This is a genomic window from Mesorhizobium silamurunense (assembly GCF_014843825.1).
Taxonomy (GTDB): domain Bacteria; phylum Pseudomonadota; class Alphaproteobacteria; order Rhizobiales; family Rhizobiaceae; genus Mesorhizobium; species Mesorhizobium silamurunense.
Window position 1 is genome coordinate 48,693 of sequence record NZ_JHQR01000271.1, and the last position, 25,808, is coordinate 74,500.

Sequence of the window (25,808 nt, forward strand, 5' to 3'; positions counted from 1 at the left end):
TTTGGGACCCGTCCGCACCGGGCGAATTCGCACGTCGAAACGGAGCGGAGGCCGCTAAGCCTCCTCCGCGCTCCGGTGCGCCGCAAGATGTCGCGCAGGGCTTCGCGCCGCCGTCTCATCGTCCGATCGCGCATTCCAGGTGCAATGTTGCTCCTCCTCGCCGCTGCGCTTGCGGGAGCGGAGTTTCTGCCGCGCCCATTTGATATCGCCAGGGTCGCGCAGACGCGCCCCTGGACCGACCTCGTGGCTGGCTGGCGCTATTTTTCCGATCCGCTGGCCTTGCTGGCCGGTCCGGGTGCTCTCCTGGTTTTCATCGCGGTCGCGGCCCTGGGCTTGCTCATGGCAGCCGTCCGCACCGCAAGGCGGAGACGAAGAGCCGACTTGCCAGGCGCGTTCGCGAACGTCGGCGCCCGGTCTTCGATCAAGGAGCCGGCGCCCGGCTCGGAGCTGGCCTGCGCGTTGCGTTCCTGCAAGGCAGCGTTCGCGGGCGTCGCGGTTTTTAGCGGCGTGAGCAACATCCTCATGCTGACCGGCGCGATGTTCATGTTGCAGGTCTACGACCGGGTGCTGCCGAGCCGCAGCGTCCCGACCCTGGTAGCCATGGCGATATTGGCCGGCGTTTTGTTTGTCGGACAGGCGGTCATCGACCTCGTGCGCGGCCGCATCATGACCCGTATCGGCGCTGAACTGGACGAAGCGGTCGGGGGACGCGTATTCAGCGCCGTTTCGAGGCTGCCCTTGTACATCGGCCAGCAGGGCGATGGATTGCAGCCGCAACGCGATCTCGACAACATCCGCACTTTTCTGTCGAGTGCTGGGCCCGGCACGCTATTCGATCTTCCGTGGCTGCCCTTCTATCTGGCGATCATCTGGAGCCTTCATCCGACCCTCGGGACAACCGCCGCTTGCGGCGCGTTCGTGCTGGTGACGCTGACGGTCGCGACCGAGATCCTTACGCGCAGACCGATGGGCGCCGCGGTCCTAAGTGGCGTGAAGCGCAACAGCTTCGCCGAGGCCAGCCGCCGCAACGCGGAGGTGCTTGCGGCGATGGGCATGGGCAAACGCCTGCACGACCACTGGCGCCAAGCAAGTCGCGAACATCTTACGCACCAGCAGCATGTCAGCGATATCGTTGGCGGCTTCGGCAGCTTCGCCCGCGCCTTGCGACTGATGCTTCAGTCGGCAATGCTAGGTGTAGGCGCCTGGCTTGTGATCCAGGGCGAAGCGACCTCGGGAATCATCATCGCCGGCTCCATCCTTGCAGGCCGCGCGCTAGCGCCCGTCGATCTTGCCATCGCCCATTGGCGCAACTTCGTCGCCGCGCGCCAGAGCTGGAGCAGGCTGGCGAAGTTGCTCGCCCGGTTGCCGCAAGACGCTCAGCCGATGGCGCTTCCGGTGCCCGGCTCGAATCTGACGGTGGAGCGCGTCGCGATCGGTGCGCCGGGCGCGCAGCGTATCATCGTGCAAGGTGTCGAATTCAGCCTCAACGCCGGCTCGGTGCTCGGCATCATAGGGCCAAGCGGTTCCGGCAAATCGAGCCTCGTTCGCGGGCTGGTCGGCGCATGGCGACCGCTGGGAGGCCGTATCAAGCTGGACGGCGCCGCGCTTGATCAGTGGTCGTCGGAGCGCCTTGGCCGTTACATAGGCTACCTTCCGCAGGACGTCGAACTGTTCGCGGGAACGGTTGCCGCCAATATCGCCCGCTTCGATCCCGGGCCGGACCCGCAGGCAATTGTCGCCGCCGCCCACGCCGCGGGCGTCCATCAGCTCATCATCGGTCTTCCCAACGGCTACGAGACGCAGATTGGAGAAGGCGGAACAGCGCTTTCGGCCGGCCAGCGTCAGCGCGTTGCCCTGGCTCGCGCGCTGTATGGCGATCCGTTCCTTGTGGTCCTCGACGAACCCAACTCGAATCTCGACAGCGAAGGTGAGATCGCGCTTGCCGGGGCCATTCTTGCAACCAAGGCGCGCGGCGGCATCGTGGCGATCGTGGCGCATCGGCCCAACATTCTTAGCACGGTGGATTTCCTGCTCGTGATGAAAGAGGGCCAGGTGCAGATGTTCGGCACGAGGGAAAGCGTGCTGTCGAAACTCATGCCCATGTCACAGGCCGTCACCGCGGGCCTGCAGCCGGTTTTCAAGCTCACCCCGACCGCCGAGCTGATGACCGTCCCGGACACGGAAACGGGGAAATGACAGCTGCCCTTTCGAACCGGACGATTTCCAACCGGCGATCCATCCGCCGCAATCTGCTGGGCGGAATGACCATGGTCGCATTGCTCGTCGGCGGAATGGGAGTCTGGGCCGGGACGGTGGACATTTCAGGAGCGGTGATTTCACACGGCGCGGTCGTCGTCGACACCAGCGAAAAGAAAGTTCAACACCCGACCGGCGGCGTGGTCGGCAAGATTTTCGTCCGCGACGGCGACCGCGTCCGGGCCGGAGACATTCTGGTCCAGCTCAGCGACACCGTTCCGCGTGCCAGCCTGGCTTACGTGACAAAGAATCTGGATGAGCTTTACGCGCGAAAGTCCCGTCTCGAGGCCGAGCGTGACGGCAGCGAGCGCATGACGCTTGCCCCGATGCTTGTCGCGGGAATGAACGACCCTGAGATAGCTGCCATGGTGGCCAGCGAACAACGGCTGTTCGAGCTTCGTCGAAACGAGGTGTCCGGCAACAAGGCGCGCCTGCGCGAACGCATCGAGCAACTCGGGAAGCAGATCGAAGGCTATTCGGCGCAGGAATCGGCAAAGACGAAGGAGATCGAGCTGATCAACGACGAGCTCGGCGACATCCGCAGTCTTGTCGAAATGAGGCTCACCCTCAAGTCGAAGCTGACCGAATATGAACGCGAGGCGACACGCATCGAGGGCGAACGGGCGCAGCTTGTGTCGAGCATGGCGCAGGCAAAGGGGGCGATCGCCGAAATCGAGCTCCAGATCCTGCAGCTGGACAAGGAGTTTTCCAGCGAGACCGGGAGCGAATTGCGCGATGTCGAGGCCAAGATTGCCGAGTTCGAGGAGCGAAAGGTCACTGCCGAGGACCAGCTGTCGCGCATCGATATTCGCGCCCCCGCCAGCGGCACGGTCCATCAATCCTCAATCCATACCGTGGGCGGCGTGATCGGCGCAGGGGAGCCGATCATGCTGATCGTGCCCGACACCGAGACCCTCATGGTCGAGGTGAAGGCCGCACCCCAGGACATCGACCAGCTCTTGATCGGTCAGCGCGCGCTTCTTCGCTTCACCGCCTTCAACGTCCGCACCACGCCCGAAACGGAAGGCGTGGTCTCCATGATCGCGGCCGACGTGACGCGCGATCAGCGCACCAACGAAATCTACTACGCGGTGCGCATCACGCCCGATCCGAAGGATTTCAAGAAACTCGGCCCTGTCTCGCTCATTCCCGGCATGCCGGTGGAAGCTTTCATACGGACTGGCGACCGCAAGGTGCTCTCATACCTGATGAAGCCTTTGACGGACCAGATGATGCGCGCGTTCAGGGACCAGTAGCTTGCCGCGCGGCTCGTCGTGCGGATCGGCGCAATCTCACCTGTGGCAAGGGAGACCTGTCAAGATGGCAACAGAACTGAAACCCCCGATCTTTCTGATCGGCAACTATCGCTCGGGCACCACCATTACGCAGAAATTGATCGGGCTGCACCCGGATGTTGTTACCTGGTACGAGCCGAAGACATTGTGGCTCTATGCCGATCCGGCGCGGCGTCATGACGAATTTGTCAAAGCCGACGCCACCGAAAAGGTCGTCCGTTACATTCGCCACCGGTTCCTCGAATATCAGTTGCGGCATGGTAACCGGCAAATCATGGAAAACACGCCCGCCAACGTCTTGCGCGTGCCATTTATCCATCAGATCTTTCCGGAGGCTATATTTCTGTATATCACGAGAAATCCATTCTCATATATAAGCTCCATGGAGCTTAAGTGGCAGCGTGCAAAGAGCTTTAAAGGTCTCCTGCGACTCTTGAAAGACACGCCGGTCACGCAAATTCACTATTACGCGGTGGATGTTATAAGGCAGATAGTCACCAAAAGGATACTGCGAAGAAAATACACATCGATCTACGGGCCGCGCTACAAGGGAATAGATCGGGATTTGCAAGAGCAAGAAAAATTGACAGTGATCGCGCGTCAGTGGGCACGAGGCAATCGAATGGCCCGAGAAGATCTCGCCAGGCTGGGCAACGGCCGCGTATTCTCGTTCCGCTATGAGGATCTCATCCAAGATCCCGAGCGGGTTCTGCGGAGCATATTTGAGCATTGCCGCCTCGACTGCGATGATTGCATTGTTCGCGCGGCGAAGGAGATGATCGATCCCGGCCGCCAGCAGAAGTGGCTCCGCCTGAATCCTAGCGAATTGGCGGCGATCATCCCGGAGGTCCGGGATGAGATGGAGTTCTACCGCTACGAGATCCCGTCCCTTCTCGTTGAGCATGACTCGCGACCGACGCGGGCTCCATTGGCGTTTCAGCACGGCCATCCGGATATTCCGTCCTCCCGCTGAGCGGTTCCGGGAGACGCATTGGCTGCCGCTTTTGGTGGGTCGAGTAAGGAGAGAGGCGTGAGCGACAACCGGCGCGGGCTGGCAAAACACAGCGTCGTGGGCATGTTCTGGACGGCCCTGTCCATGGGTGCCCTCGCTGTCGCGGAGCTTGTCGCTCTCGTCATCCTGGCCCGGCTGCTCTCGCCCAATGAGTTCGGCCTCTACTCCGCAGCCCTGATCATCATCAAATTTTCGGCCATTTTCCAAGGGCTTGGCATTACCCCAGCGATCGTGCAGCGACCGCTGCTGGAGGACCGACACCTTCGGGTCGGGTTCACCTTGTCGTGCTCGCTCGGGCTCGCCGTGTCCGCGCTGGTCTGGGCGATGGCACCCGCCATAGCCGATCTCCTTCGACTTGCCGATCTGGCCCCCGTCGTGCGGGCGATCTGCTTCGTGTTTCTTTTTCAAGGGGCTTCCATGGTGGCTTTGGCCGCGGCCCAGCGCGCGCTGCGGTTCCGTTGGCTCGCCCTCATCGACGCCTGTGCCTTTGCCGCGGGCTACGTCGTTGCCGGTCCGATCCTGGCCTGGCTAGGCTTCGGCATCTGGGCGCTTGTCGGCGCGCTGCTAATCCAGCAATTCATCCGCATGATCGTGCTGCTCGTCGGTCAGCCGCATCCGATGCGGCCTTTGCTTGAGCGGCGCGCGATCGTCGAACTGCTCTATTTCGGAAGCGGCTTCACCATTGCCCGGGTATGCAACTACCTCGCCACGCAGGCGGACAGGCTGGTCGTGGGCCGCTGGCTCGGCGCCGATGCGCTCGGCCTCTACGGCCTGTCGTCACAGCTCATGACGACGCCGGCGGTCATCGTGGGTCAGGTTCTCGATCGCGTGCTGTTCCCGACCATGGCACTGGTCCAGGAGCAGCCTGTGCGGCTTGCTCGCGCCTATCGCAGCGCCGTCGCAGGCTGCGCCCTGCTTGTCCTGCCGGCCAGCGTGGTCGTAGCGATCGTCGCGCCCGAACTGGTTCTGGTGATCCTCGGGCGGGGATGGCAAGGGGCTGTCGCCCCACTCCAGATCCTGGCGTTCAGCATGCTGTTCCGCACGAGCTACAAGCTTAGCGATTCCGTCTCGCGCGCAACAGGCACGGTCTACGCCCGCGCCTGGCGCCAGGCCGTTTTCACCATCGGTGTCTTCGTCGGGTCCCTCATAGGGCAGCTCTGGGGCGTAGAAGGCGTGGCGTTCGGCGTCGGCGCGGCCTTCGGGATCAATTTCTTCCTCATGGCACAGTTGAGCCTGCGCGTGACTGGAATGACATGGGCGGATTTCTTCCTGATCCATCTGCCTGGCCTCGCACTCGCTTGCGTCGTCGGAGCCGGCGTCTGGGCATTCGTGGAATGGCTGCGCGACCTCCAGCTATCTCCACTTCCGTTGCTCATCGATACGGCATTGCTGGCATCTGTCGGGGGCCTGCTGCTGTGCTGGATCCTGCCGTCGCTGTTCCTTGGACGGGACGGGAAATCATTGCTGCGCTTGCTCGCCGCGGTCGCTCCAGCCTGGCCCAGGATGAAGCAGGCAACAGACTGACCAGCGGAACTCGAGGTTAGTTCCGAGGATCAGGTTCTTCACGCGCAACGACATCATCTCCTTGCTCGATCATGGGTCGGCCTGACGCCCGGTCGGGCACCAGGAGGTTCCGTTGTTAACCGAGGGAAAATGCGGAAAGGGGACTTATCATGACTGAACTATTCGAAACGCGGGTGGCGAGCGCAGGCGACGATGTCGAGGAGAAAGGCTCCGGTACGATCGGAACCAACATCAACGACCTGGAGCTGGGCTATGACAGCAGCACCCGCCAGACGGTCGGCATCCGCTTCACCGGCATCGACATCCCACAGGGCGCCATCATCACCAGCGCCTATATCCAGTTCCAGGCCAATGAGGTGAAGACCGGCGCGGCCTCGCTGCTGATCCAGGGCGACAACACCGACGACGCCAACCCCTTCACCACCGCCAGCTTCAATGTGTCTTCCCTTCCCAGGACCTCTGCATCCACGGCCTGGGCGCCCGACCCGTGGACCACGATAGGCGAACAGGGCCTGGCCGAGCGCACGCCCGACCTCTCTGCGATCGTCCAGGAGATCGTCAACCGCTCGGCCTGGGCGGCGCTCAACGACATGGCGTTTCTGATCACCGGCACCGGCACGCGCACGGCCGATTCCTACGAATACAATCCGGCGAGCGCACCGCTGCTGCACATCGAATATATCTTGCCGGGATCCGGAAATCCCGTGGCCTTCAACACGCCTGCCGATGCCGATCCCACCACCAATCAGATCGCCGAGCTCGCCGCGGCCGGCGACCCGACCCGAATCACCGCTTCGGCTTCGGATCCCGATGGATCGACCGTCACCTACAGCATCATCAACGATGCGCGCTTTGCCATTGATTCCAGCACCGGCGTCATCACGCGATCGTCTGTCGGCACCCTCGACTTCGAGACCCAGCCGTCGATCAACCTGACGGTGAAGGCAACCTCGTCGGACGGCAGCACCGCTACCAAGATTTTCACCCTCGCTGTCCTCGACAGCCCGGAGCCGGTCGCGTTCAACACGCCGCCGGATGCCAACACCGCGGCCAACCAAATCTCCCAGAACGCCGCCGCCGGCACTGCCATCGGCATCACCGCTTCGGCCTCGGATCCCGATGCCGGATCGACGGTCACCTACACCACCATCGATGACACGCGATTTGCCATCAATTCCAGCACCGGCGTCATCACGCTATCGAGCCCCGGCACGCTCGATGCCCAAAACGAGCCGTCAATCAATCTCCACGTCACAGCCAAATCGTCAGATGGCAGTATCGCCACGCACACCTTCACGGTTGACGTCACCGGTGGCAGCGGCCAGCTGCCGACATCCGTGACATTAGCTCATACCATCCTGACTTCGCAGTGGTCGCCGCCGAGCCCCGACCCTACGGACATCGTCTATATTTCTCACCTCGGCACGCTGCTGGTTGCCGACAGCGAAGTCGACGAGATGTCGATTTTCACCGGCAAGAATCTCTACCAGATGAATCTGAACGGCACCCTGGCGGGTACGCTCACCACCATCAATTTCTCCGACGAGCCGGCCGGGGTCACTTATAATCCGACGAACCACCATCTCTTCTTCTCGGACGATACCGGCACGAAGAGCGTCTACGAGTTGAACCCAGGCAAAGATGGGCTTTACAACACGTCCGACGATATCGTGACCTCATTCAAGACTTCCGCGTTCGGCAGTTCGGATTCGGAGAGTCTTGCCTACGACACAAACCGCGGAGTGCTCTATCTCGAGGATGGCTCAACCCATAGGATTTACACCATCGCTCCGGGCCAGAACGGCAAATTCGACGGCGTCCCAAGCACGGGCGGCGATGATGTCGTGACGAGTTTTTCTGTACAATCGCTCGGAACCCCTGCTGACGGGGGCATCGCGTATGATCCGGTCCACGACCTGCTTTATGTCATCGTGTCACGCAACTCGGTGGCAATGGTGACGCCAACCGGGGATCTGCTGGGCACGCTCGATATCTCCGCCGCCAACGCGAAAAAACCGGCGGGACTGGCGCTTGCTCCGAGCAGCGATGATCCGAGCCATCAAATGAGCCTCTACATCGTCGATCGCGGCGTGGACAACGACTCCCACCCGACCGAGAACGACGGCAAGATCTACGAATTCCATTTGAACGATTGGCTGCTCGCCTGATCCGGCGAGGCGCGTTGTTCAAGCCCCGGAGCGCCGCATTCCCGGCCGGATGGACGAACTTCGGGCGCGATAGGCTCGAGCCAACTGAAGAGCGTTATAGACGGCCGTAGCCGGTCTCCGAACACGCGTCCCTGAGTCTGCTGATCTAGCGACGAGGGAGATTTGTCATGCCCAAACCACCACCTCGGATTCCCGACAACGGCAATGCGATTGGGCTGCTCTCGGCAGAGCTTGGCTCGACGTCCTTCCCCAAAAGCCTTCACCCGCTCGATGACGGCTCGCCGTTCGCTGTCGGCGATCCGAACCTTGTAAAGGTCCAGCCTGGCGACGACGGCGCGCCGCAGCTTTCGGCGACACCGGATGACGGCAGCCTCGCCGCCGAGCCGGGCGAGCACAATGCCGGCCATGGCGCAGCCTCGACCTCAATAACCAGCGGCGAACTGAAACTGATCGGCCTGGCCGAGGCGGCAGCCAGACTTGGCATTCATCTCGACAGCACCTTTCTCGACACGCTGGCGACGAAAGTCTCCAGCGGCCTTTGGCAATTTGCGGGAACAGGCGATGCGGGCAGTGGTATCGCCGACGCCACCCCCCATGTAGTCATTGACACCGGCGTGATGCCGACTGGCACCACGGTTGCCAGCAGCGGCCTCCTCGCAAGCTCAACTGCGATCGACCCGATCTTCGAAACGAGGGTGGCGACCGCCGGCGACGATGTCGAGGAGAAAGGCTCCGGTACGATCGGAACCAACATCAACGACCTGGAGCTGGGCTATGACGGAACCACGCGCCAGACGGTCGGCATCCGCTTCACGGGCATCAATATCCCGCAGGGCGCCACCATCACCAACGCCTACATCCAGTTCCAGGCCAATGAGGTGATGACCGGCGCGACGTCGCTGTTGATTCAGGGCGACGATACCGACGACGCCAGTCCCTTCACCACCGCCAGCTTCAACGTGTCCTCGCTTCCCAGGACCACCGCGTCAACGTCCTGGGCGCCGGACCCGTGGACCACAGTGGGCGAGCACGGCCTCGCCGAGCGCACGCCGGACCTCACGGCGATCGTGCAGGAGATCGTCAACCGCACGGGCTGGTCGGCGCTCAACCACATGGCGTTCATCATTACCGGCACCGGCACACGCACGGCCGATTCCTACGAATACAATCCGGCCAGCGCAGCGCTGCTGCATATCGAGTATCTGCTGCCTGGTCCGGCCGGCAGTCCGGTCACCTTCAACTCACCGCCGGATGCCGATCCTACCGCCAACCAGATCGCCGAACTCGCCGCGGCGGGCACGGCAGTCGGCATCACCGCCTCGGCCACGGATCCGGACGCAGGCTCGACTGTGGCCTACAACCTCAATGACACGCGCTTCGCCATCAATTCCAGCACCGGCGTCATCACGCGCTCGGCCACCGGCACGCTCGACTTCGAGACCCAGTCGTCGATCAACCTTACGGTGACGGCAACCTCGTCCGACGGCAGCACCGCCAACCAGAGCTTCACCCTCGCGGTCCTCGACAGCCCGGAACCAGTCGCATTCAATACCCCGCCTGATGCCAACGCTACCGTCAACCGGATCGCTCAGAACGCCGTGGCGGGCACGGGCGTCGGCGTCACCGCCTCGGCCAGGGATCCCGATGCTGGTTCGACGGTCACCTACAGCCTCAATGACACGCGCTTCACTATCGATGCCAATACCGGCGTCATCGCGCGCTCTGGCACCGGCACGCTGAATGCGGCAACCGAGCCGTCGGTCAACCTCCATGTCACCGCGACCTCGTCCGACGGGAGCGCCGCGGCGCAAGACTATGCGGTCAGCGTGACCACAGGGCCGATTTTCGAGAAAAGGATCGCAGCCAGCGCCGACGACGTCGAGCAAGGCCCCAGCGGCGGGATGGACCTTACCAGCAGCAATCTCGACATGGCTATCGAGTACGGTGGCACCAAGAACCAAACGGTTGGAATGCGCTTCACCGGCATCGACATTCCCTACGACGCCATCATCACCAGTGCCTACATCCAGTTCCAGGCCCAGAATACCAGTACCGGCGCTGAGTCGCTTCTGATCCGGGGCGAAAGCGACGAAGCCACCCCCTTCGAGATTGAGACAAACAATGTCACCTCGCGCCTGATGACGAATGCCTCGGTGACGTGGACGCCGCCCGATTGGACCGTGAACAATGAAGCCAGCCTTGCCGAACGCACCCCGGATCTCTCTCCGATCGTGCAGGAGATCATCAACCAGCCGGGCTATCTGCAACTCAACGACATGGCATTCGTCGTCAGCGGCAGCAGCGGCACGCGCAGGGCCAATTCCTTCGACGGCAGCGCCGCCGGCGCCCCGCTCCTGCACGTCGAATACTATGTGCCGACGACCGGCCCGGTCGGCTTCAAGCATCCGCAGGATGCCGACTCTGCCGCCAACCAGATCACCCAAAACGCAGCCGAGGGCACTCTGGTCCACATCACGGCCTCGGCCAAGGATCCCGATGTAACTGATACGGTCACCTACAGCATCAACGACACGCGCTTCACTATCGATGCCAATACCGGTGTCATCACGCGCTCAGCCACGGGGACGCTCAATGCGGCAACCGAGCCGTCAATCAACCTCCATGTCACCGCAACCTCGTCCGACGGGAGCACCGCCGCGCAGGACTATGCGGTCAGTGTCGCTCCGACGGCGGCGCCGCAGGTCTTGTACCGGTACGCCGTCTTTGGTGATTACGGCGATACCGATCTCTCCGGCGAGAAGGCGGTGTCGGCGATGGTCCATGCCTGGAACGTCGACTTCATTCTCACGATAGGCGACAACGTCTACGCACCGCAGGTAATGGACGCTGCGGTCGGCCAGCAATACCATGACTACATAGGCAACTATCAGGGCGCGTACGGGAGCGGCAGCGCCATCAACCGCTTCTTTCCAACGCTAGGCAACCACGAATACAACGAAGGTAACGTCACAAACTACCTGAACTATTTCACGCTGCCCGACAACGAGCGTTATTACGATTTCCAGGTCGGGCCGGTGCACTTCTTCGCCCTCAACAGCAACAAGCAGGAGCCGGACGGCCGCAGTTCGACTTCGGTGCAGGGCCATTGGATGCAAAACCTTCTCGCGAATTCCAACGCGAGCTTCGACGTCGCCTACTTCCATCACACGCCATTCAACCCGAGTGGCTACACGGCCATCATGCGGTGGCCCTTCGAGCAATGGGGCGTGAACGCGGTCTTTGCCGGCCATCAGCACAATTATTACCGGGAGAACAGGGACGACAACGGCGACGGTGTCTTTCTTCCCTACACGACCACCGGCCTTGGTGGTGCTGGCAAAACCGTTCCCGATGTCGGCGCCAACCTGGTGACGGTCACGGACCAGGGCATGCTGATCGAGTTCTACAAAGTGAGCAGCTTCAACGGGACGACCGCAACCAGCTTGCTGACGGATTCCTACTTTGTCCCGACGCCGGCGGGCCGCGCTCCGACGATCGCCAACGGCGGCTACGTCCTGAACGGCACTGCCGGTGCCGACTATCTGTGGGGCCTGGGCGGAAACGACACGCTGATCGGCGGGCGCGGAAACGACACGCTGGTTGCCGGCAACCAGCATAACCTGTTCGTGTTCGCCCGTGGTGACGGTCAGGACACGGTCATGAATTTCCTGCCCGGCGCCGGCACCGGCGATGTCCTCGATCTCAGAGCCTTCGGCATATACAACGTCAGCCAGTTCCAGCAGGTGGCCACGAACCAGGGTTCGAATGTCGTGGCATCCCTAGGCGGCAGTGATCAGATCACGCTGACTGGCGTTCACGTGGATCAGTTCCACGACGACAACTTCCTTAGCACACTGCTACTCGCGTAGCGCGTCTTTCGCGGACACGCGGGCGCGGTCCATCCAGGCGCCAGGCTGGCCGCGGCCGGCAAACAAATGCCCGGGCCGCTTGCGGCACTCTGGCGTGCCGCAGGCGGTCCGGGCTAGAACCCTATGTCCTGAAAACGCTGCTTTCAGCGACCACCGTGATGGTCAAGAAGCTTACGTCTGGCCGGGAGGGCCAACGTGAATGTGGTTCGTGTCTCCCCAGCCATTGCCCGGGCGTGTTCCTCCCGATTTGGCGATCGCCCTGGAGTTCAAGCTCGTGCCCAGCAGAAGCGTTATGGCCGGTGGAGTCACCGCCGCGAAACGCCCCGCCTTCTTCAGAAAGTCCCGACGCGCCTGAGCCTCTGAAACCAGGGTTTCCTGCGTCCGTTCCGAGCGTTTTGTGCTTTCGGTTGGCATGACAATCCTCCCCATAGGCGTTCCAAAATTTCACGCAATTTACTTTATGCATCCCGATACATGGGTACTAGTTCACCAAAAGGCTTAGATTTTCGCGCTTGGAATCAACAGCGTGCGAGCGATGCGCCGCGCGAGATCGGACGAGCCTCCTCGCGCCGAGCCATCGGCACGTAGAAACTGCCGCGTTCCCCACATCAAATTGCCGGCCAGGCGCAACGGAGCGCCGATGATCGGGTGAGTTGCCGTGAAGATGCGTCTCCAGTGCTGGAAACGGACGATCGGCCGCCCTGCGCATCTTGCCGGGATCCTGGTTCCGAAGAAGTGATGCAAGGCCAGGAGCTGGGTGTCGAGAGCATTGCGAGCACTTCGGTCCGACATGGACGCCTGCAGCGCCCCCCAGTCCACGTCGTCGCTCTCCGCCAATTGTGCGAGGTCATGAAGATGCCTGAGATCAATCCTTCCGCGCCAGTAGTCCCCCTCCTTCAAGAGGTCGTGCACGATCCAATGCAGGGCCCGGGACTGGACAGGAGGAATATTCACCCGCAAACCGTCCCGCTGGACAAGCATAGGGGGTTCAAAGTCGTTCGCCCGGCGCGCCCGGAGTTCCAGCATTCCGGCGTCCTGCTGACGAGCCATGCCTCGGCCACCTGCCACGTCGACGTAACCGAGTTCTTCAAGGCAGGCTTGGGCGGCCGCCTCTTCAGCCGGCTCCACAGCCAGATCGAGGTCGCTTGTCATCCTGCTGGGAGCCTGGCCGACAGGCGAAAGGAACAGGGGAACAGCGCCCTTGAGCAGTAGTGGAACGATGCCGCGGCGATTAAGGGCCGCAACGGCTTCAAGCAGTTGGGCACGCAAGCGCAGGTTCCGCTCCCGATTGCAGTCGTGAACGAACCGAAGGTACTCGTACACGTCCTGCGGCAATCGGTGGATCTGGCCGGCGCGCGCGAGGGACGAGAACAGGTCTGGCGTGAGCAGAGTGCGATTGGCCAGGGCAATCACAGCATGCCAGTCGGCCCTGGCGGCCGGACTGCCGCGAAGTCCGGCGATCAACGCCTCGAGCGCGTTGCCCCTGCGCATCATCGGCATGCCTTCGTGATCAGCTCCACCGCATCGCCGAGCTTCGAATAGGTCAGGCAATAGGTGCCCGCCGATCCGATTACCTGGGTCAGTGCGTCGAAGGCGGCGCCGCTCAACTCTCGGCCTGGCGCGAACGCGCCGTTGAGCAGGACGCGCAATGCGTCGGCTGGGTCGACCGGCTCCAGGCAAGCTTTCGCGTCGCGACCTCGACGAAGCTGGATCACGCAGCCGATCGGTATCGGAGAAGGCGGCGCGACCTCGCTGGGCACCGCAAACCGAACACGCCTGCGGTCCGGTCGGCGACAGACCGGGACAGCATAGAGATCGGGGTAGTGCTCGGCCGCAAGCGGCCATGCTCCCGCCTTGACGGCGGGGGCAAACGGCAGACCAACGCCATGCCCCCGGGAGTCCAGCAGCGTGACATCGTCAGAAGCGAAACCGAACCCTGCATGGACCAGCGCCAGGGTCAGCGTTGTCTTGCCTGCGCCCGGCTTGCCGCAAAGAAGCACGATGCGTTCATTTCTGACAACCGCGGCCGCGTGCAGAGCAAGTTCGTAGGCGCCGCGATCGAGAACCTCGATCAGCAATTGCCCTTTCAGCATGACGGGCAGCTCGTCGGGCGCGCAAGAGAGAATCCAGTCGCCATCCCGGAACAGGTGGACCCGCCCGTCGTGATCGACCAGTTGGAGAAGGACGTCGGCCCTCTCCCTTCGCACCTCGAGATGCCGAAATACGGTGATCGCGGGAAACGCGCAGGCAGCCGGGTAGTCGATGCGCATGTTAAGGCCCGCAATGGCGACCATCTGGCTCACAGGCTCTTGAGCCGACGCTGACAACGGCGCGTGAGGCCGTATCAGGCTCAGCTGCTGCCAATCCCTCAGCGCGGCCTCGACATGCCTGTCTGCCTCGAGCCTATCAACGCCGCCGCGCGCCATCTCGGCCGAGATGGCGTCCGGCGGCATGCCTCCTTCCAGCGAGCGCCAGATCTCGGCGGCAGTATCGTTGACGGCGAAAACGGCCTGCTGGGATGGACTGAACAGGATATTTTGCCCCCTGACGCGTGCCAGCCGCCCTTGGGTCACAAACGTCGCACGACTGTGAGCGGCAGCGCCTGGCGCCACCGTTCTGCTGACCGCCTCGTGGTGATTCATCGCGATAGCCCCCTCCCCGTCTGCCGAAACGTGGCGACGGCCCAAGCTGCAAAGCATTTCTAAGGAACAGAATGACCGGCGACTTGCCGCCGGGTGCGCCTTCTCACAGCGCTTCGTCGGAGAACCGGGCCACGTTCTGATGTCCCGAGACCCACTGGAGATGCGCCTTGTTCCAGTATTCGCGCGCATCAGCCCCCGTCAGCACCTTGAAACCGGACGGCGGCATCGGCAATGCCGACGGGATTGCCTCGTCGGGCAGCCACAGCAACACGTTGTCCCGGCTTTCGATGGCCAGCCGCCAGGTTCTTTCCAGGCGACGGAATCCGCGCATGTTTGCCGAAGCCAATGCAAAAACCGATCCCGTGATCCTCAGCCTGGGTGACTGATCGACAGCCTTGATCGGCGCCTGATGCGTGACTTCGCCCTTCGAGAGAAAGGCGTGCATACGGATGAGGGTACGGTCGATCAGCACGGTTTGCCCAGTTCCGTCCCGGTCGTTTGACGCAGGATCCACGCTGATCCCCGAGAAACAGCCGTCGAACAGGCAATCTTCGACGGTGCCGCTGAGGAGGTAATCATTCTCCACCGCGTCATCCCTGACTTCGCTGAACCAGCACCCTTTTAGGCGAAAGCCATCGGCCCGCTCGGCGAAACGGATGGCGTCCCAGCAGCGCCGCACACGGACACCTTCTATTGTCGCATTGGCGGTTCCGTCCCTGACAAGCAGAGCCGCGCTGTTGCAGTAGGTATCCCGCCAATCGGAGGTTAGCGGCACCTGGCCGTCGAAGCGCCCTCCGATGAAGTGAACGCCGGGGCAGTTACGGATGACGACTGGATAGCGATTGACCGGCAACGTCCCCTCGTCGCAGCCCATCATCGCGCTGGGATTGGTGTTTCTGCTGTTGGCAACTGTGAAGGAAGCATTCCGAGCGTCGATTGTTGCTCCGGCTTCGAGATTCCGAATGGATTGTTGCTCGTAGCCATGCTCACCTGTCAGAACGAGCTGCTTGCCCCCCGGCATTTGTCCGCCTTCGGCCCGGCAGAAGCCGGGCAGCAGAGCAAACACCGGATACAAACCGGCAAGGCATATGAGTGATCGGCGGTCCATCCCCGTACTCATTAGTTGACGGACGTGCTCATCGATCGACCGAGTCGTATCGCCGATGTCGTTCGAGACAGCCTAAAAGCACCGCCTCGAGCGCTCTTTCAGCCACGTCTTCGGGCGATGCCAGCCTTTCCACGTCGACTGACGCCAGTACGCCGACGTGATTCTCCGTGCCCATTTCCCTCTCAAGATCGGCGGCCAGCTCGCGGCAAGTTCGATCCGCAGTCGACCAGAGATCAAGGTCGCGGTCGGCAGATGCCCTTTGCATCCGCGAGGACCGATCACTCCTCTTCAGAAGTCGATCCCGGGCCATGCCCGTCTCAGCGCGCAGATGGACAAAGAGCATGTCATCGACGCCAATAGCGCACAGGATATCAAACCATTTTTCGGAAGTTGCCCGATGCTTGCTTTTAAAAAAAATAGACCAGAAGCCCTGCAGCAGCCCCTGGTCCATAATAGTGATAGTATTTTTCCGTGCCCTCTCGCTCTGGACATAGGCAACCAGAACCGACATGTTCCAGATGACCCTGACGACATCGACAATCGATGATTGTCCGCTTTCGATGGCAAAGCGGGCTATTCGCATGAGCAGGGAACGGAACTCACGATCCTTAACTCTTGGGGCAACAATACCGATCCTATGGATTTGCCGGCCGATGAAAGTTCTTGTCCCCGGCGACATTCGCACGTCACCTACCAGCGGGCCGCACCGTCGCAAGCCGTTCGCCAACAGGCTGCAGGTGGTTGTCTTTCCGACCCCGGGAAGACCGAAGAATTCCACAAATCGAATGTCCGTTTGAAGCACACGTGCTTCGGGGCTTGGCGGGAGGCCTCCCGCCAGGTCGCGAACGTTTTGCGAAGTCATTGGATTAAGGTGGTGAGGTTAACTCGCGGAGGATCAACGACTGGGAAGAAGCTGTCTTATCTTTCCGTGTCCGAAGAGCTGAGACCCAGTCCCGGCGTACAACTTTGGGTTCTCGTTAGATCTGGTCTGCAATGATCGTTGCATGCCGCGGTAGAATATGAGCAAAGCCAGCGGCAGCCAGAAGAAAGCCGAGGTCGACGGACCGAAGGAATCGCTCATCTGGTTCGCGACGAGGTAATTCCACACGGCAACCGACGTTCCGAGCACCATCACATTCACTTCGGTCGCTTGATCGCCCCTCCCTTTGTCGACCAGTGTGTGAAGAACGGCGCAGACCAGATATGCCACGACCAGCACAACGATAGTCAATACCAACGCGAAGCCAGGCACTCCCAGTGTTCTAAAATAGTCGATGAACAGGTTATGGCTATGCGGAGCGATGTCTTCCACCCACTGCCCTGCCCCCACGCCCATGAACGGATGCGCTAGGCCGAGATCGATCGATATGGACCACAGTCGTTGCCGCGACACGATCGAATGCGCCTCACCGCCGGAAAGCTGAAGTGACAGCAGCTTGTAGGCTCGCGGATTTAGGAACTGCAATGTCGCCAAGCTCGCTTGGAATAATATCGGAGCGGCAACCACCCCCGCGATCACTGTTATTGGCCGCTGCTTCCTTATCACCAGATAGATACTGTATAGCCCAAAGAACGTACCGAGACCTGCGACGCCAAGGACGAAATTCGTCTTGGATCCCGATTTAACCAGACCCAGGAGTCCCGCGAGCAGACAACCCGAGAGGAGGATTCGGTGCCTTCGAGAAGCGACCAGCTTCGCAGCGACAAGCGGCAGACCGGCCGACAAGGCAATTCCGAGCTGGTTTGCATGCTTGAAATAGCCTTCCGCCCGATCGGCGAATCGAGCGTCGCCCAGCCCGACAGCGACAAGGCAGGATGTAACAGCAACCATGATGACCATGGCCATCCCAATCCTGTCGATTGCCTCGAACCCCCTGGGCCTCGTGGCGATCACTGCAATCGTTGGAATAATGGCGAAACCAAACACCTGCGCGAAGACCGCGCGCATGGTCCTGATCGGATTGTCCGCGTAAAGTGCCGACAGCAGGGACAGAATCATGATGACAGCAGACATCGTCAGCACGGCAGTCGCCAGGGCTGCGTCAGTCCGATGAAGGCGTCTTGTCGTTTCGGCGTAGGGAACGATGCTCAGCACGGCGCAGAACAAAGCCAGCAAAAAGGAAAGCGAGCCATCGGTGCCGGCTATCCGAGTGGCGCCGGGGAACCATATCGAAACGATAAGCAAAAGAATGGATGTCTGCAGCATGGATGGACATCACGCCGAAAGCGCTATGCAGCAACTGCGCGCCAATGCCGGATTGAAGGCGCGCTGCCGCACCGCGGGTGAATACTCCGCGTACCTATTTCATGAGCAGCGTAGGCGCAGCCGGTGGACAAGGGAATGAGCGAAACCGGAGCATCCGGACAAGGTGCCCTACGCCTTTTGTGCAAGGGTCGGAGATACCGCGGTTCCCCGCTGCCACGTCGAGAGCCGGTCAGGCAGCGCAGCCGGGATTGGGTGTTGGTAGGGATTCGCAGATATGGGAGACTTGGGCGCGGCACACCGAGTCTTCCGCACCATAGGAGATCGCCGTGCTTTGGGGCCTTGTCGCCGTCGGAGTGATCGGCATTTTGCTCGGATTTCGTGTTCGGGCACCGGCGCTCATCGTCATGACCGCGGTGATTGTCGCGTTCGGCGCGGCTGCAGGCGGCATCGGCAGCTTGTTCGACTGGGACCGTCTGCTTTCGATCCTGCTTTTCGTCGTCACGCTGCAGTGCGCCTACCTGCTCGGCGTCTTCCTCGGCGTCGTGTGGCGTCGCGGCATGACCCATGAGCAATGACGGCCGGCGCCGGACCTGTTCGACGCGGCCGTGCCGCCCTAGGTTCGCTGCCTTTCTCGCCGATCAAGACGCATGATCGAATCTCATCACGGCGAAGACCGTCCGGATGAGAATGACGACATCGGCCCATATGGACCAGTTTCGCACGTAGCGGCTGTCGATAGAGACACGGCCTGGATAATCTATTGCGTCCCTGCCCGTCACCTGCCACGCGCCGGTCAGACCGGGCCGGGTTCGAAGGTAGTCGATCGCACAGGCGCCGTAACGTTGCAGTTCATCGGGGACGACCGGTCGAGGGCCGACGCAACTCATGTCGCCGCGCAGCACGTTGATGAGCTGAGGCAACTCATCCAGGCTCGACTTCCTGAGGATGTGCCCCAGGAATGTGACGCGCGGATCGTTTCTGAATTTCAAATTCTGCTCCCACTCCTTGGCGGCTTCGGGATTGCTCGCAAGATAGTCGGCCAGAACCTGCTGGGAGTTGGCGACCATGGTCCTGAACTTGTAGCAGGCGAAACGCTTGCCGTTGAAGCCGATCCGGGTGTGGGAGAATATCGCCGGTCCACCGTCGGTCACCAATATCAAGAGGGCAACCACAAGCATAATCGGTGCGGCAAGGACAAGCGCGACCGATGCGACGGTCACGTCCATGATCCTCTTGGGCCGTCCCCCAAGCGGACGATGGTTTTGGCCGACGCGGATGCCGGGCCTGCGGGGGTTCATATCAAATGCGCTGATTGTCATGAGCTTCGCCAGGGAATACGGCTGGTTTCAACAATCAACTTCACAGCGGCGGCTCATTCCCGGCAAGAACCGCAAAGGAGGTAGCGCCGTATCTGGTACCGGTTACCCCCTTAGCCTGAACCGCGCATTGCCGGCGCGGTATCGATAAGCCTTCTGATCAAACGGCGTATCACCGGGCACCCGTTTTCTGCAGTAGCGGTTCGGGCAAGTTCGACTGTATTGCGTGATCGACGAATTGGAACTGGTTCGGCACCGGCGGTCGAGAGCGCCGACTGAATTCGGGCCCTACCTCTCGTGGCGAGGATGCTGAGAGAGTGTCTGGGGCCACTTTTGCCGAATGCAAGCCGGCAAAGCCGCATGGCAATGCGATGGATGAAAAGCAAGCGCGTCGCGTCCGGACGAGATCCGACGGGCAGATCTTCCGCGTCAAGGAATGCCAGCCTGCCTGATAGTGGAGAGCACGTAACGTGGCGCCCGTTCTGAAGCCTTGGTCCCGTGATTTCCCCGCAAGACCGGCTGCTCGTCATCTTCCCGAGATCGACCGTGCGGAAACACTTGCTATCGTGCGCAAGCAGATAGGCTTGCTCGATCTCGATCTCTCAGGCCTCACCGTCGTGGTCGGCGCTGCGACAGGATATCAAGCAGTGACTGCGACGGCCGCGGCGCTCGCCAATGCCGACCGTGTCGTTGCACTCACTCGCGTATCCTCCAGACATCCGAGCCTGGCGGCAGCCGCAGATGCGACGTTGACATTTGCCGAATACGCCAAGGTCGCCGAACGCGTGGAAGTGACAAACCGCATCGAAAGCCGCAAATGGCAGGACGTCGACATCATCACGAATTGTCCCCAGGTCGGGCCGATTTCGAGATCGCTCATCGAGCTCTTGCCCTCTCATGCGGTTGTTTCGCTCATGGCTGAACCTTGGGAGCTTCGGCCAGGCGTTTTGGACTTCGACGCCTGTGACGAGGCCGGCATCAAGGTTGCGGCTCCAAATCTCAGCCACCCGGCCATAGGCCTGCTGCCGGAATTCGCGCGGCTGTGCCGGGTCTTGCTCGAGGATGCCGGCGTCGACCAGCGTGCCTCGAGGTTCGCCATCGTCTGCGACACGCCCTGCGCGCCATTCCTCGAGCATATGCTCGAGGAGCGTGGGGCAAGAGTCAGTGTTTTTTCGCATCCGGTGCTGCTGACCGATGATGCATGGGAGGTGATCATCGTCGCGATGAGGCCCTCGGCCAAACCGCCAATGGACATCAACAGCCTGGGCCGTATTGCCAGGAGATCGCGCCAGGCGCTGCTGGTGCAGTTCAGCGGCGGGATCGACCGCTCGGCAGCCAGCTATTTCGGCCTCAAGGTTTGGCCGCCGAAGCGCCCCAACCGCGGCGAGCTGGGCCTGCCGCTCGAGATACTCGGAGCGGCTCCGGTGATCCGCAGACTGACGGGGGGCCTGAAGGCCGCCGAAGCCGCATATCGCGATGCGGAGTTGGGCGGAGACAGCGTTGGATTTCTCGTGAAGGCAGGATCGCTCGACCGGGAACATGCCTGCACATCGGCCTGAGCGTATTCGTTTCATGGGCCCGGAGGGATCGTTCAAACTTCTGAACCTGAGACGTGGAGGGTGGACCTGAAAGAGGTCCGCCTCCACGTCCGAGCATTGGCGTGCCGGTCGTTCTATTGCCAGGCGCTAATGCATGTCGCGCAAAAGTGTGCAGCGGTTTTGCGAAAACGACATGCATAAAAACAAAGATCTAAAGCGCGTCGCGTGAATCCGTTTCAGCGCGACGCGCTTTAGACCGGGCAGCCTTCAAAGCATCATCTGTCTAAGTTTGTAGGCTACCTCCGTGCGGTTCGTAGCTTTCAACTTTTTCATGATGTTGCGGATATGGACCTTGACGGTGCTCTCGCAGAGGTTGAGCTCATAGGCAATGATCTTGTTGGCCTTGCCTTTCCTGAGCGCCTCCACGACCGCGGCCTCGCGCAAGGTGAACATGCCGGCAAGCGGACGGGCCCCGTTTGCGGTCGAATGGATGACCTCGCGTAGCGCCAGCACGCAGCTGGCGGGCACGAAGATTCCTCCGGCGCGGGCGAGACCGATGGCCTCGGCAGCGACCTTCACCTTCACACTCGTGGGAATGTAGCCACGGGCGCCGCATTCGAGAGCCGCAAGAATCTCCCCTGGCTCGTCGGAATCCACCACGACGATTACTGGCACGGCGCCAACCTCGGAGATGAGGTGCACAAGTTCCGCCCGAACGCTTTGGTCGGTAACCTTTCTGGCCCCGAGAATAACGAGAATGGCGGATGGCTCCGCCCCGCTGGCAATGTGCTGGATCTCGTCAAGAGATCCGACGGCGCTGACGCGCAAAGCCGGATTATGTTCGATAAGGCCTCGAGCAAGGCATTCGCGCTCGAGCGCTCGCTTGTCCACAATTACGACCAGGCCTTCGGTCTGATGTCCGTCTTCGAGAGCGGGCGTGCCGAGCCCGTTCACGTCCGTCAGATGCCCGTTCTGTAACCCCGTCGCGTCCTTCCAAGAATCGGAAATTTGAGCATGTCCCATCGCCTTATTTACTCCTCTCCGCCGCTGACTTTGCTCGCTCCCCCTTTATATCTTGACCCTCGCAAGGCTTGTCAGAGGCATGAACTGATACGCTCGTTCCTACCGTGTGTCGGGCAACTGGTTGTCAACTGAGGAATAGATTCAAGGAGTAGTGCATACGCCGGCCCAACCCACGGACGTATGGCACCCCCGCTCCATTGAGGTAATCCAGCCTCAAATGCATACTACGATGCTGTGGAAAAGGTGCATTAATCCGGGTTAACAATTTGGTAATTATATCTTAGGTGGCTAAATTAGCCGAAAGGATGACAACCTTAAATTGTAGCGAGGCAATTCAGCGTCCCAAAGCTGCGCGCGGGCCTGTCTCGACCTCATGGTGGAGATTTGCGACCCGGAGGAAATGGCGCCACAATTCCAGGAAAACCCATTGACCTCGGCTGCCAGTGTCCCCCACCCAACCGCTGCAGCCGGGGTTTCTTTTTGACCGGCAACTCGAACAAGAACCGCTTCAGACACTCGCCTGTCTTCGATAGCGCGACGCATTGCGAAGTCGCAGGTGCTGGCGCTTACGGCGGTGCACGAACACGCCTCGTTCGCTTACTCGAGCAGGCATTGTCGTTGACAGTCTCGCCAGCGGAAGACGGCCCGGGGCCTCCTGCCCATTGGCTCTATGAACTCTGCCACGCAGTGAATGCCAAGCCTATCGCGAGCGCCATTGTTCCGTACAGAACTGGCAGGGTCTTGGCGCTTACGCCGACCCGCAGCAGAGTAGGGCCGAGGTGGTCCGTGCCGCCGATCCAGGGTTGAGTGGAGACTTCTCCTTCGCAATGGCGCATCGTTGAATTGAAACACCGCCTGCCATACAAGCGCCTCGACTCAATAAATGACCTGAGGAAATCTGCGGATGTCCGAACGCATTGCTGTAATCGGGTTAGGCTATGTCGGCTTGCCGGTAGCTGTCGCGTTTGGAAAGGTTTTCCCAGGAACGATTGCGTTTGATATCAGCGAACGTCGGATCAACGAACTGCGCGACGGCATCGATCGCACGGGAGAGGTCGACGCAACGGCGCTCAAGGAAACGTCGATCGTCCTCACCGCCGACCGAAAGATGTTGAAAGGCGCGACGTTCTTCATCGTCGCCGTGCCGACCCCTATCGATATCAACCGCGCCCCCGATCTTGCTTCTCTGAAGTTGGCATCCGAACTTGTCGGGGAAGCGATTGAGAAGGGCGCGGTCGTCGTCTTCGAATCGACGGTCTATCCAGGCGTGACGGAAGATTTCTGCGGGCCGATCATCGAGCGGATTTCAGGTCTTAGGCACCCTCATGGCTTCACGCTTGGCTATTCGCCAGAACGAGCCAACCCTGGCGATCGTGAACACTCGCTGCAACGGATCGTCAAAGTCGTCTCTGGCGAGAATACCGAGACGCTGGAGCGCGTGGCGGATATCTACGGCCGCATCATCGATGCCGGTGTCTACCGCGCCCCCTCGATCAAGGTGGCCGAGGCAGCGAAAGTTATCGAGAACACCCAGCGCGATCTGAACATCGCACTGATGAATGAACTGGCAATGATCTTCGAGCGGCTCGAGATTCGGACTCAGGATGTCCTCGATGCCGCGTCGACAAAGTGGAACTTTCTTCCCTTCAAGCCGGGTTTCGTGGGTGGCCACTGCATCAGCGTCGATCCATACTATCTGACCGCCAAGGCAGAGGCTGAGGGATACCATCCGCAGATCATCCTCGCCGGTCGTCGTATCAATGACGGGATGGGAGCCTTTGTTGCCCAACAGGTCGTCAAGCAGCTGATCCGCTCGGACATGCCCGTCAAAGGAGCTTCCATCGGCATTCTCGGGCTGACCTTCAAGGAGGACGTGCCGGATTTGCGCAACAGCCGCGTTTTCGACATGGTCAGGGAACTACGGCAGTTCGGCATTGTCCCCAAAGTCCACGACCCGCTTGCCGATGCCGAAACCGCTCGACGCGACCATGGCGAAACAATCCTGCCGATTGAGGAAATAAAAGATTTGCAGGCGCTTGTTCTGGCGGTTCCTCACAAGCAATATCTGGAAGGTGGGAAGTCCCGCATTTTTCAGATGATCAGGCCAGGTGGAACGCTGTTCGACATCAAGTCTGCCTTCAAGCCGAATGAAATTCCTGGCACGATAAGATATTGGAGCCTGTGAGGCTCGGCCCGAATCGACGCTGGGGATAAGCAGTGACATCAAGCAGGCCAATTCTGATCACCGGCGCGGCCGGTTTCATCGGTTTTCATCTCTGTCAGAGACTGCTCTCCGATGGCCGGCAGGTCGTCGGACTCGATTCCATGAACGAGTACTACGACGTCACCCTGAAGCGGGCGCGACTCGACCGGCTGAACGGGTTTCCGAACTTTCGGTTCGAGCATGTCGATCTCACGGAGCGCGACCGTATTTCGGCGCTGTTTCTGTCGGCCGCGCCGGAGGTCGTCGTCAATCTCGCGGCTCAAGCCGGCGTGCGCTATTCGCTGACCAACCCGCACGCCTATGCGGAAAGCAATCTCAGCGGCTTTCTCAATATCCTCGAAGGATGCCGGCACGCCTCGGTTGGCCATCTGGTCTATGCCTCCTCCAGCTCGATCTATGGCGGCAGTACACGAATGCCGTTCTCCGTTCACGATTCTGCCGACCATCCGCTCAGCCTCTATGCGGCAAGCAAGAAGGCCAACGAGCTTATGGCGCACACCTACAGCCATCTGTTCGGACTGCCGACGACCGGACTGCGCTTCTTCACCGTCTATGGTCCTTGGGGACGGCCGGACATGGCTCTGTTCATCTTCGCCAAGGCCATCCTCGCCGGCGAGCCGATCGACGTCTTCAACTATGGCAACATGCAGCGGGATTTCACTTATATCGACGACATTGTTGAAGGCATTGTCCGCGTCATGCGGCAGCCCGCGACATCCAACCCTGATTGGAAAAGTGCCGCGCCGGATCCGGCAACCAGCAACGCGCCGTTCAGGATCCACAACATTGGCGGCAATTCACCCGTTCAACTGAACCGGCTGATCGAAGTGTTGGAAGACGCGCTCGGGCGCAAGGCAAACCGCAACCTGATGCCGATCCAGCCGGGCGACGTTCCGTCAACTTCCGCCGATGTCAGCTCGCTCGAGGAGGCGACTGGATTCAAACCAGGGATTCCGATCGAGATCGGGGTTCCGCGTTTCGTGAAATGGTATCGGGAATTCTATCGGGTATGATCGACAGCTTCGGCGGACGACGGGTGAAAGTCCATGAACGCGCGCTATGATTTCGGCCGCAACTGGTCTGAGCTCGCGGAGCGCTTCGAGCAGGAACACCTGGATCGCGCTTGCGAAGACCTTAGCCGCCTCGTCGGCGATGTGAAGGACAAGACCTTTCTGGATATCGGCTGCGGATCGGGTTTGCACTCGGCGGCCACCCTTCGGCTTGGGGCGGCGAAGGTCCAGGCGCTGGACTACGACACCGACTGCGTCGAGACGACGAAAGCCGTCCTTTCTCGGTTCGCGCCGACGATGATCGTCGTCACCGTCATAGTATACTTTGTTGGCGGGCTGGCCGGCATTCTTGTCGGCCACGACATTCTTGATTCAACGCTGATGATATTCCTGATTTCTGGAACATATCTGGCTTGCGGGCGCACCGTGCCGCCGATCGAAAAAAGCTCCTATGACCATGGCCCAGTTCGGCAGTTGGGCTTCACCAAGACCTGAGGCCGGAGCTTCGACCGAAAGCGGTCCCTATGACTGCCGTTCGATATTCAGCGAGCCAGGCGGACAGTTTGTCCGACCACGTGCGGACGCGGCAGGTGCCGCATAACCAATTGCTGGTGCCG

At 61.0% G+C, this 25,808-nt stretch carries 18 protein-coding genes; 11 read left to right on the top strand and 7 right to left on the bottom strand.

Features of this window, described 5'->3' with window-relative positions:
* The first annotated feature begins 144 nt into the window (after positions 1 to 144).
* The 6 genes from DH10_RS28300 (at position 145) to DH10_RS28325 (ending at position 12,124) form a co-directional block, all read left to right on the top strand.
* Positions 145 to 2,196 (top strand): type I secretion system permease/ATPase, encoded by a 2,052-nt coding sequence (locus DH10_RS28300; protein WP_246506230.1) that lies wholly within the window; start codon positions 145 to 147, stop codon positions 2,194 to 2,196.
* Positions 2,193 to 3,512 carry an HlyD family type I secretion periplasmic adaptor subunit gene (locus tag DH10_RS28305; RefSeq protein ID WP_192250559.1) on the top strand — a complete coding sequence of 440 codons (1,320 nt, stop codon included), beginning with the start codon at positions 2,193 to 2,195 and terminating at the stop codon, positions 3,510 to 3,512. Before DH10_RS28300 ends, DH10_RS28305 begins: the two co-directional genes overlap by 4 nt.
* Positions 3,513 to 3,576: 64 nt before the next feature.
* A complete protein-coding gene (locus DH10_RS28310; RefSeq protein WP_192250562.1) occupies positions 3,577 to 4,524 on the top strand; it encodes a sulfotransferase family protein in 948 nt (315 codons plus the stop codon).
* Between the two features lie 57 nt (positions 4,525 to 4,581).
* Positions 4,582 to 6,087: a lipopolysaccharide biosynthesis protein gene (locus tag DH10_RS28315; protein ID WP_312891279.1), complete on the top strand. Its 1,506-nt coding sequence runs from the start codon at positions 4,582 to 4,584 to the stop codon at positions 6,085 to 6,087.
* Positions 6,088 to 6,260: 173 nt separating this feature from the next.
* Positions 6,261 to 8,255: a cadherin domain-containing protein gene (locus DH10_RS28320; RefSeq protein ID WP_343221628.1), complete on the top strand. Its 1,995-nt coding sequence runs from the start codon at positions 6,261 to 6,263 to the stop codon at positions 8,253 to 8,255.
* 167 nt (positions 8,256 to 8,422) lie between these two features.
* Positions 8,423 to 12,124 (top strand): metallophosphoesterase, encoded by a 3,702-nt coding sequence (locus tag DH10_RS28325; protein WP_192385589.1) that lies wholly within the window; start codon positions 8,423 to 8,425, stop codon positions 12,122 to 12,124.
* Positions 12,125 to 12,622: 498 nt separating this feature from the next.
* Here DH10_RS28325 and DH10_RS28330 read toward each other — a convergent pair whose 3' ends face one another.
* From DH10_RS28330 to DH10_RS28350, 5 genes are all read right to left on the bottom strand, one after another.
* On the bottom strand, positions 12,623 to 13,624 hold the full coding sequence (locus DH10_RS28330) for a nucleotidyltransferase family protein (protein ID WP_246506233.1): 1,002 nt from the start codon (positions 13,622 to 13,624) through the stop codon (positions 12,623 to 12,625).
* Complete coding sequence (locus DH10_RS28335) at positions 13,615 to 14,766, bottom strand: PqqD family peptide modification chaperone (protein ID WP_192250571.1); 1,152 nt, start codon at positions 14,764 to 14,766, stop codon at positions 13,615 to 13,617. The genes DH10_RS28330 and DH10_RS28335 overlap by 10 nt, the downstream gene beginning before the upstream one ends.
* A 103-nt stretch (positions 14,767 to 14,869) precedes the next feature.
* Positions 14,870 to 15,874 (bottom strand): hypothetical protein, encoded by a 1,005-nt coding sequence (locus DH10_RS28340; RefSeq protein WP_192250574.1) that lies wholly within the window; start codon positions 15,872 to 15,874, stop codon positions 14,870 to 14,872.
* A 28-nt stretch (positions 15,875 to 15,902) separates the two neighbouring features.
* Complete coding sequence (locus DH10_RS28345) at positions 15,903 to 16,553, bottom strand: hypothetical protein (protein ID WP_192250577.1); 651 nt, start codon at positions 16,551 to 16,553, stop codon at positions 15,903 to 15,905.
* A 216-nt stretch (positions 16,554 to 16,769) separates the two neighbouring features.
* Complete coding sequence (locus DH10_RS28350; protein WP_192250580.1) at positions 16,770 to 18,080, bottom strand: O-antigen ligase family protein; 1,311 nt, start codon at positions 18,078 to 18,080, stop codon at positions 16,770 to 16,772.
* A gap of 326 nt (positions 18,081 to 18,406) precedes the next feature.
* On the opposite strand from DH10_RS28350, the gene DH10_RS28355 reads away from it, so the two are divergent.
* Positions 18,407 to 18,655, top strand: coding sequence for a hypothetical protein (locus tag DH10_RS28355; protein WP_192250583.1), 249 nt, complete (start codon positions 18,407 to 18,409; stop codon positions 18,653 to 18,655).
* A 63-nt stretch (positions 18,656 to 18,718) separates the two neighbouring features.
* Here DH10_RS28355 and DH10_RS28360 read toward each other — a convergent pair whose 3' ends face one another.
* Positions 18,719 to 19,399, bottom strand: a complete 681-nt coding sequence (locus tag DH10_RS28360) for a sugar transferase (RefSeq protein WP_246811657.1) — start codon at positions 19,397 to 19,399, stop codon at positions 18,719 to 18,721.
* Between the two features lie 563 nt (positions 19,400 to 19,962).
* On the opposite strand from DH10_RS28360, the gene DH10_RS28365 reads away from it, so the two are divergent.
* Positions 19,963 to 20,955, top strand: coding sequence for a DNA-directed RNA polymerase subunit omega (locus DH10_RS28365; protein WP_192250586.1), 993 nt, complete (start codon positions 19,963 to 19,965; stop codon positions 20,953 to 20,955).
* Between the two features lie 246 nt (positions 20,956 to 21,201).
* Here the strand turns inward: DH10_RS28365 and DH10_RS28370 are convergent, their stop codons facing one another.
* A complete protein-coding gene (locus DH10_RS28370) occupies positions 21,202 to 21,957 on the bottom strand; it encodes a helix-turn-helix transcriptional regulator (RefSeq protein WP_192250589.1) in 756 nt (251 codons plus the stop codon).
* 904 nt (positions 21,958 to 22,861) lie between these two features.
* Here DH10_RS28370 and DH10_RS28375 point away from each other — a divergent pair.
* The 3 genes from DH10_RS28375 to DH10_RS37750 are packed head-to-tail and all read left to right on the top strand — an operon-like array spanning position 22,862 to position 25,686.
* Positions 22,862 to 24,142: a nucleotide sugar dehydrogenase gene (locus DH10_RS28375; protein ID WP_192250605.1), complete on the top strand. Its 1,281-nt coding sequence runs from the start codon at positions 22,862 to 22,864 to the stop codon at positions 24,140 to 24,142.
* Positions 24,143 to 24,174: 32 nt separating this feature from the next.
* Positions 24,175 to 25,194 (top strand): NAD-dependent epimerase, encoded by a 1,020-nt coding sequence (locus tag DH10_RS28380; RefSeq protein WP_192250608.1) that lies wholly within the window; start codon positions 24,175 to 24,177, stop codon positions 25,192 to 25,194.
* A gap of 33 nt (positions 25,195 to 25,227) precedes the next feature.
* Positions 25,228 to 25,686 (top strand): 50S ribosomal protein L11 methyltransferase, encoded by a 459-nt coding sequence (locus DH10_RS37750; protein ID WP_192250612.1) that lies wholly within the window; start codon positions 25,228 to 25,230, stop codon positions 25,684 to 25,686.
* Positions 25,687 to 25,808: the final 122 nt, after the last annotated feature.

What these genes read in the sequence shown, in the direction of transcription:
- DH10_RS28300 (WP_246506230.1), top strand. Translation starts at nt 145, where the DNA reads ATGTTGCTCCTCCTCGCCGCTGCGCTTGCGGGAGCGGAGTTTCTGCCG.
- DH10_RS28305 (WP_192250559.1), top strand. Translation starts at nt 2,193, where the DNA reads ATGACAGCTGCCCTTTCGAACCGGACGATTTCCAACCGGCGATCCATC.
- DH10_RS28310 (WP_192250562.1), top strand. Translation starts at nt 3,577, where the DNA reads ATGGCAACAGAACTGAAACCCCCGATCTTTCTGATCGGCAACTATCGC.
- DH10_RS28325 (WP_192385589.1), top strand. Translation starts at nt 8,423, where the DNA reads ATGCCCAAACCACCACCTCGGATTCCCGACAACGGCAATGCGATTGGG.
- DH10_RS28330 (WP_246506233.1), bottom strand. Translation starts at nt 13,624, where the DNA reads ATGCCGATGATGCGCAGGGGCAACGCGCTCGAGGCGTTGATCGCCGGA.
- DH10_RS28335 (WP_192250571.1), bottom strand. Translation starts at nt 14,766, where the DNA reads ATGAATCACCACGAGGCGGTCAGCAGAACGGTGGCGCCAGGCGCTGCC.
- DH10_RS28340 (WP_192250574.1), bottom strand. Translation starts at nt 15,874, where the DNA reads ATGGACCGCCGATCACTCATATGCCTTGCCGGTTTGTATCCGGTGTTT.
- DH10_RS28345 (WP_192250577.1), bottom strand. Translation starts at nt 16,553, where the DNA reads ATGTCGCCGGGGACAAGAACTTTCATCGGCCGGCAAATCCATAGGATC.
- DH10_RS28350 (WP_192250580.1), bottom strand. Translation starts at nt 18,080, where the DNA reads ATGCTGCAGACATCCATTCTTTTGCTTATCGTTTCGATATGGTTCCCC.
- DH10_RS28360 (WP_246811657.1), bottom strand. Translation starts at nt 19,399, where the DNA reads ATGACAATCAGCGCATTTGATATGAACCCCCGCAGGCCCGGCATCCGC.
- DH10_RS28370 (WP_192250589.1), bottom strand. Translation starts at nt 21,957, where the DNA reads ATGGGACATGCTCAAATTTCCGATTCTTGGAAGGACGCGACGGGGTTA.
- DH10_RS28375 (WP_192250605.1), top strand. Translation starts at nt 22,862, where the DNA reads ATGTCCGAACGCATTGCTGTAATCGGGTTAGGCTATGTCGGCTTGCCG.
- DH10_RS37750 (WP_192250612.1), top strand. Translation starts at nt 25,228, where the DNA reads ATGAACGCGCGCTATGATTTCGGCCGCAACTGGTCTGAGCTCGCGGAG.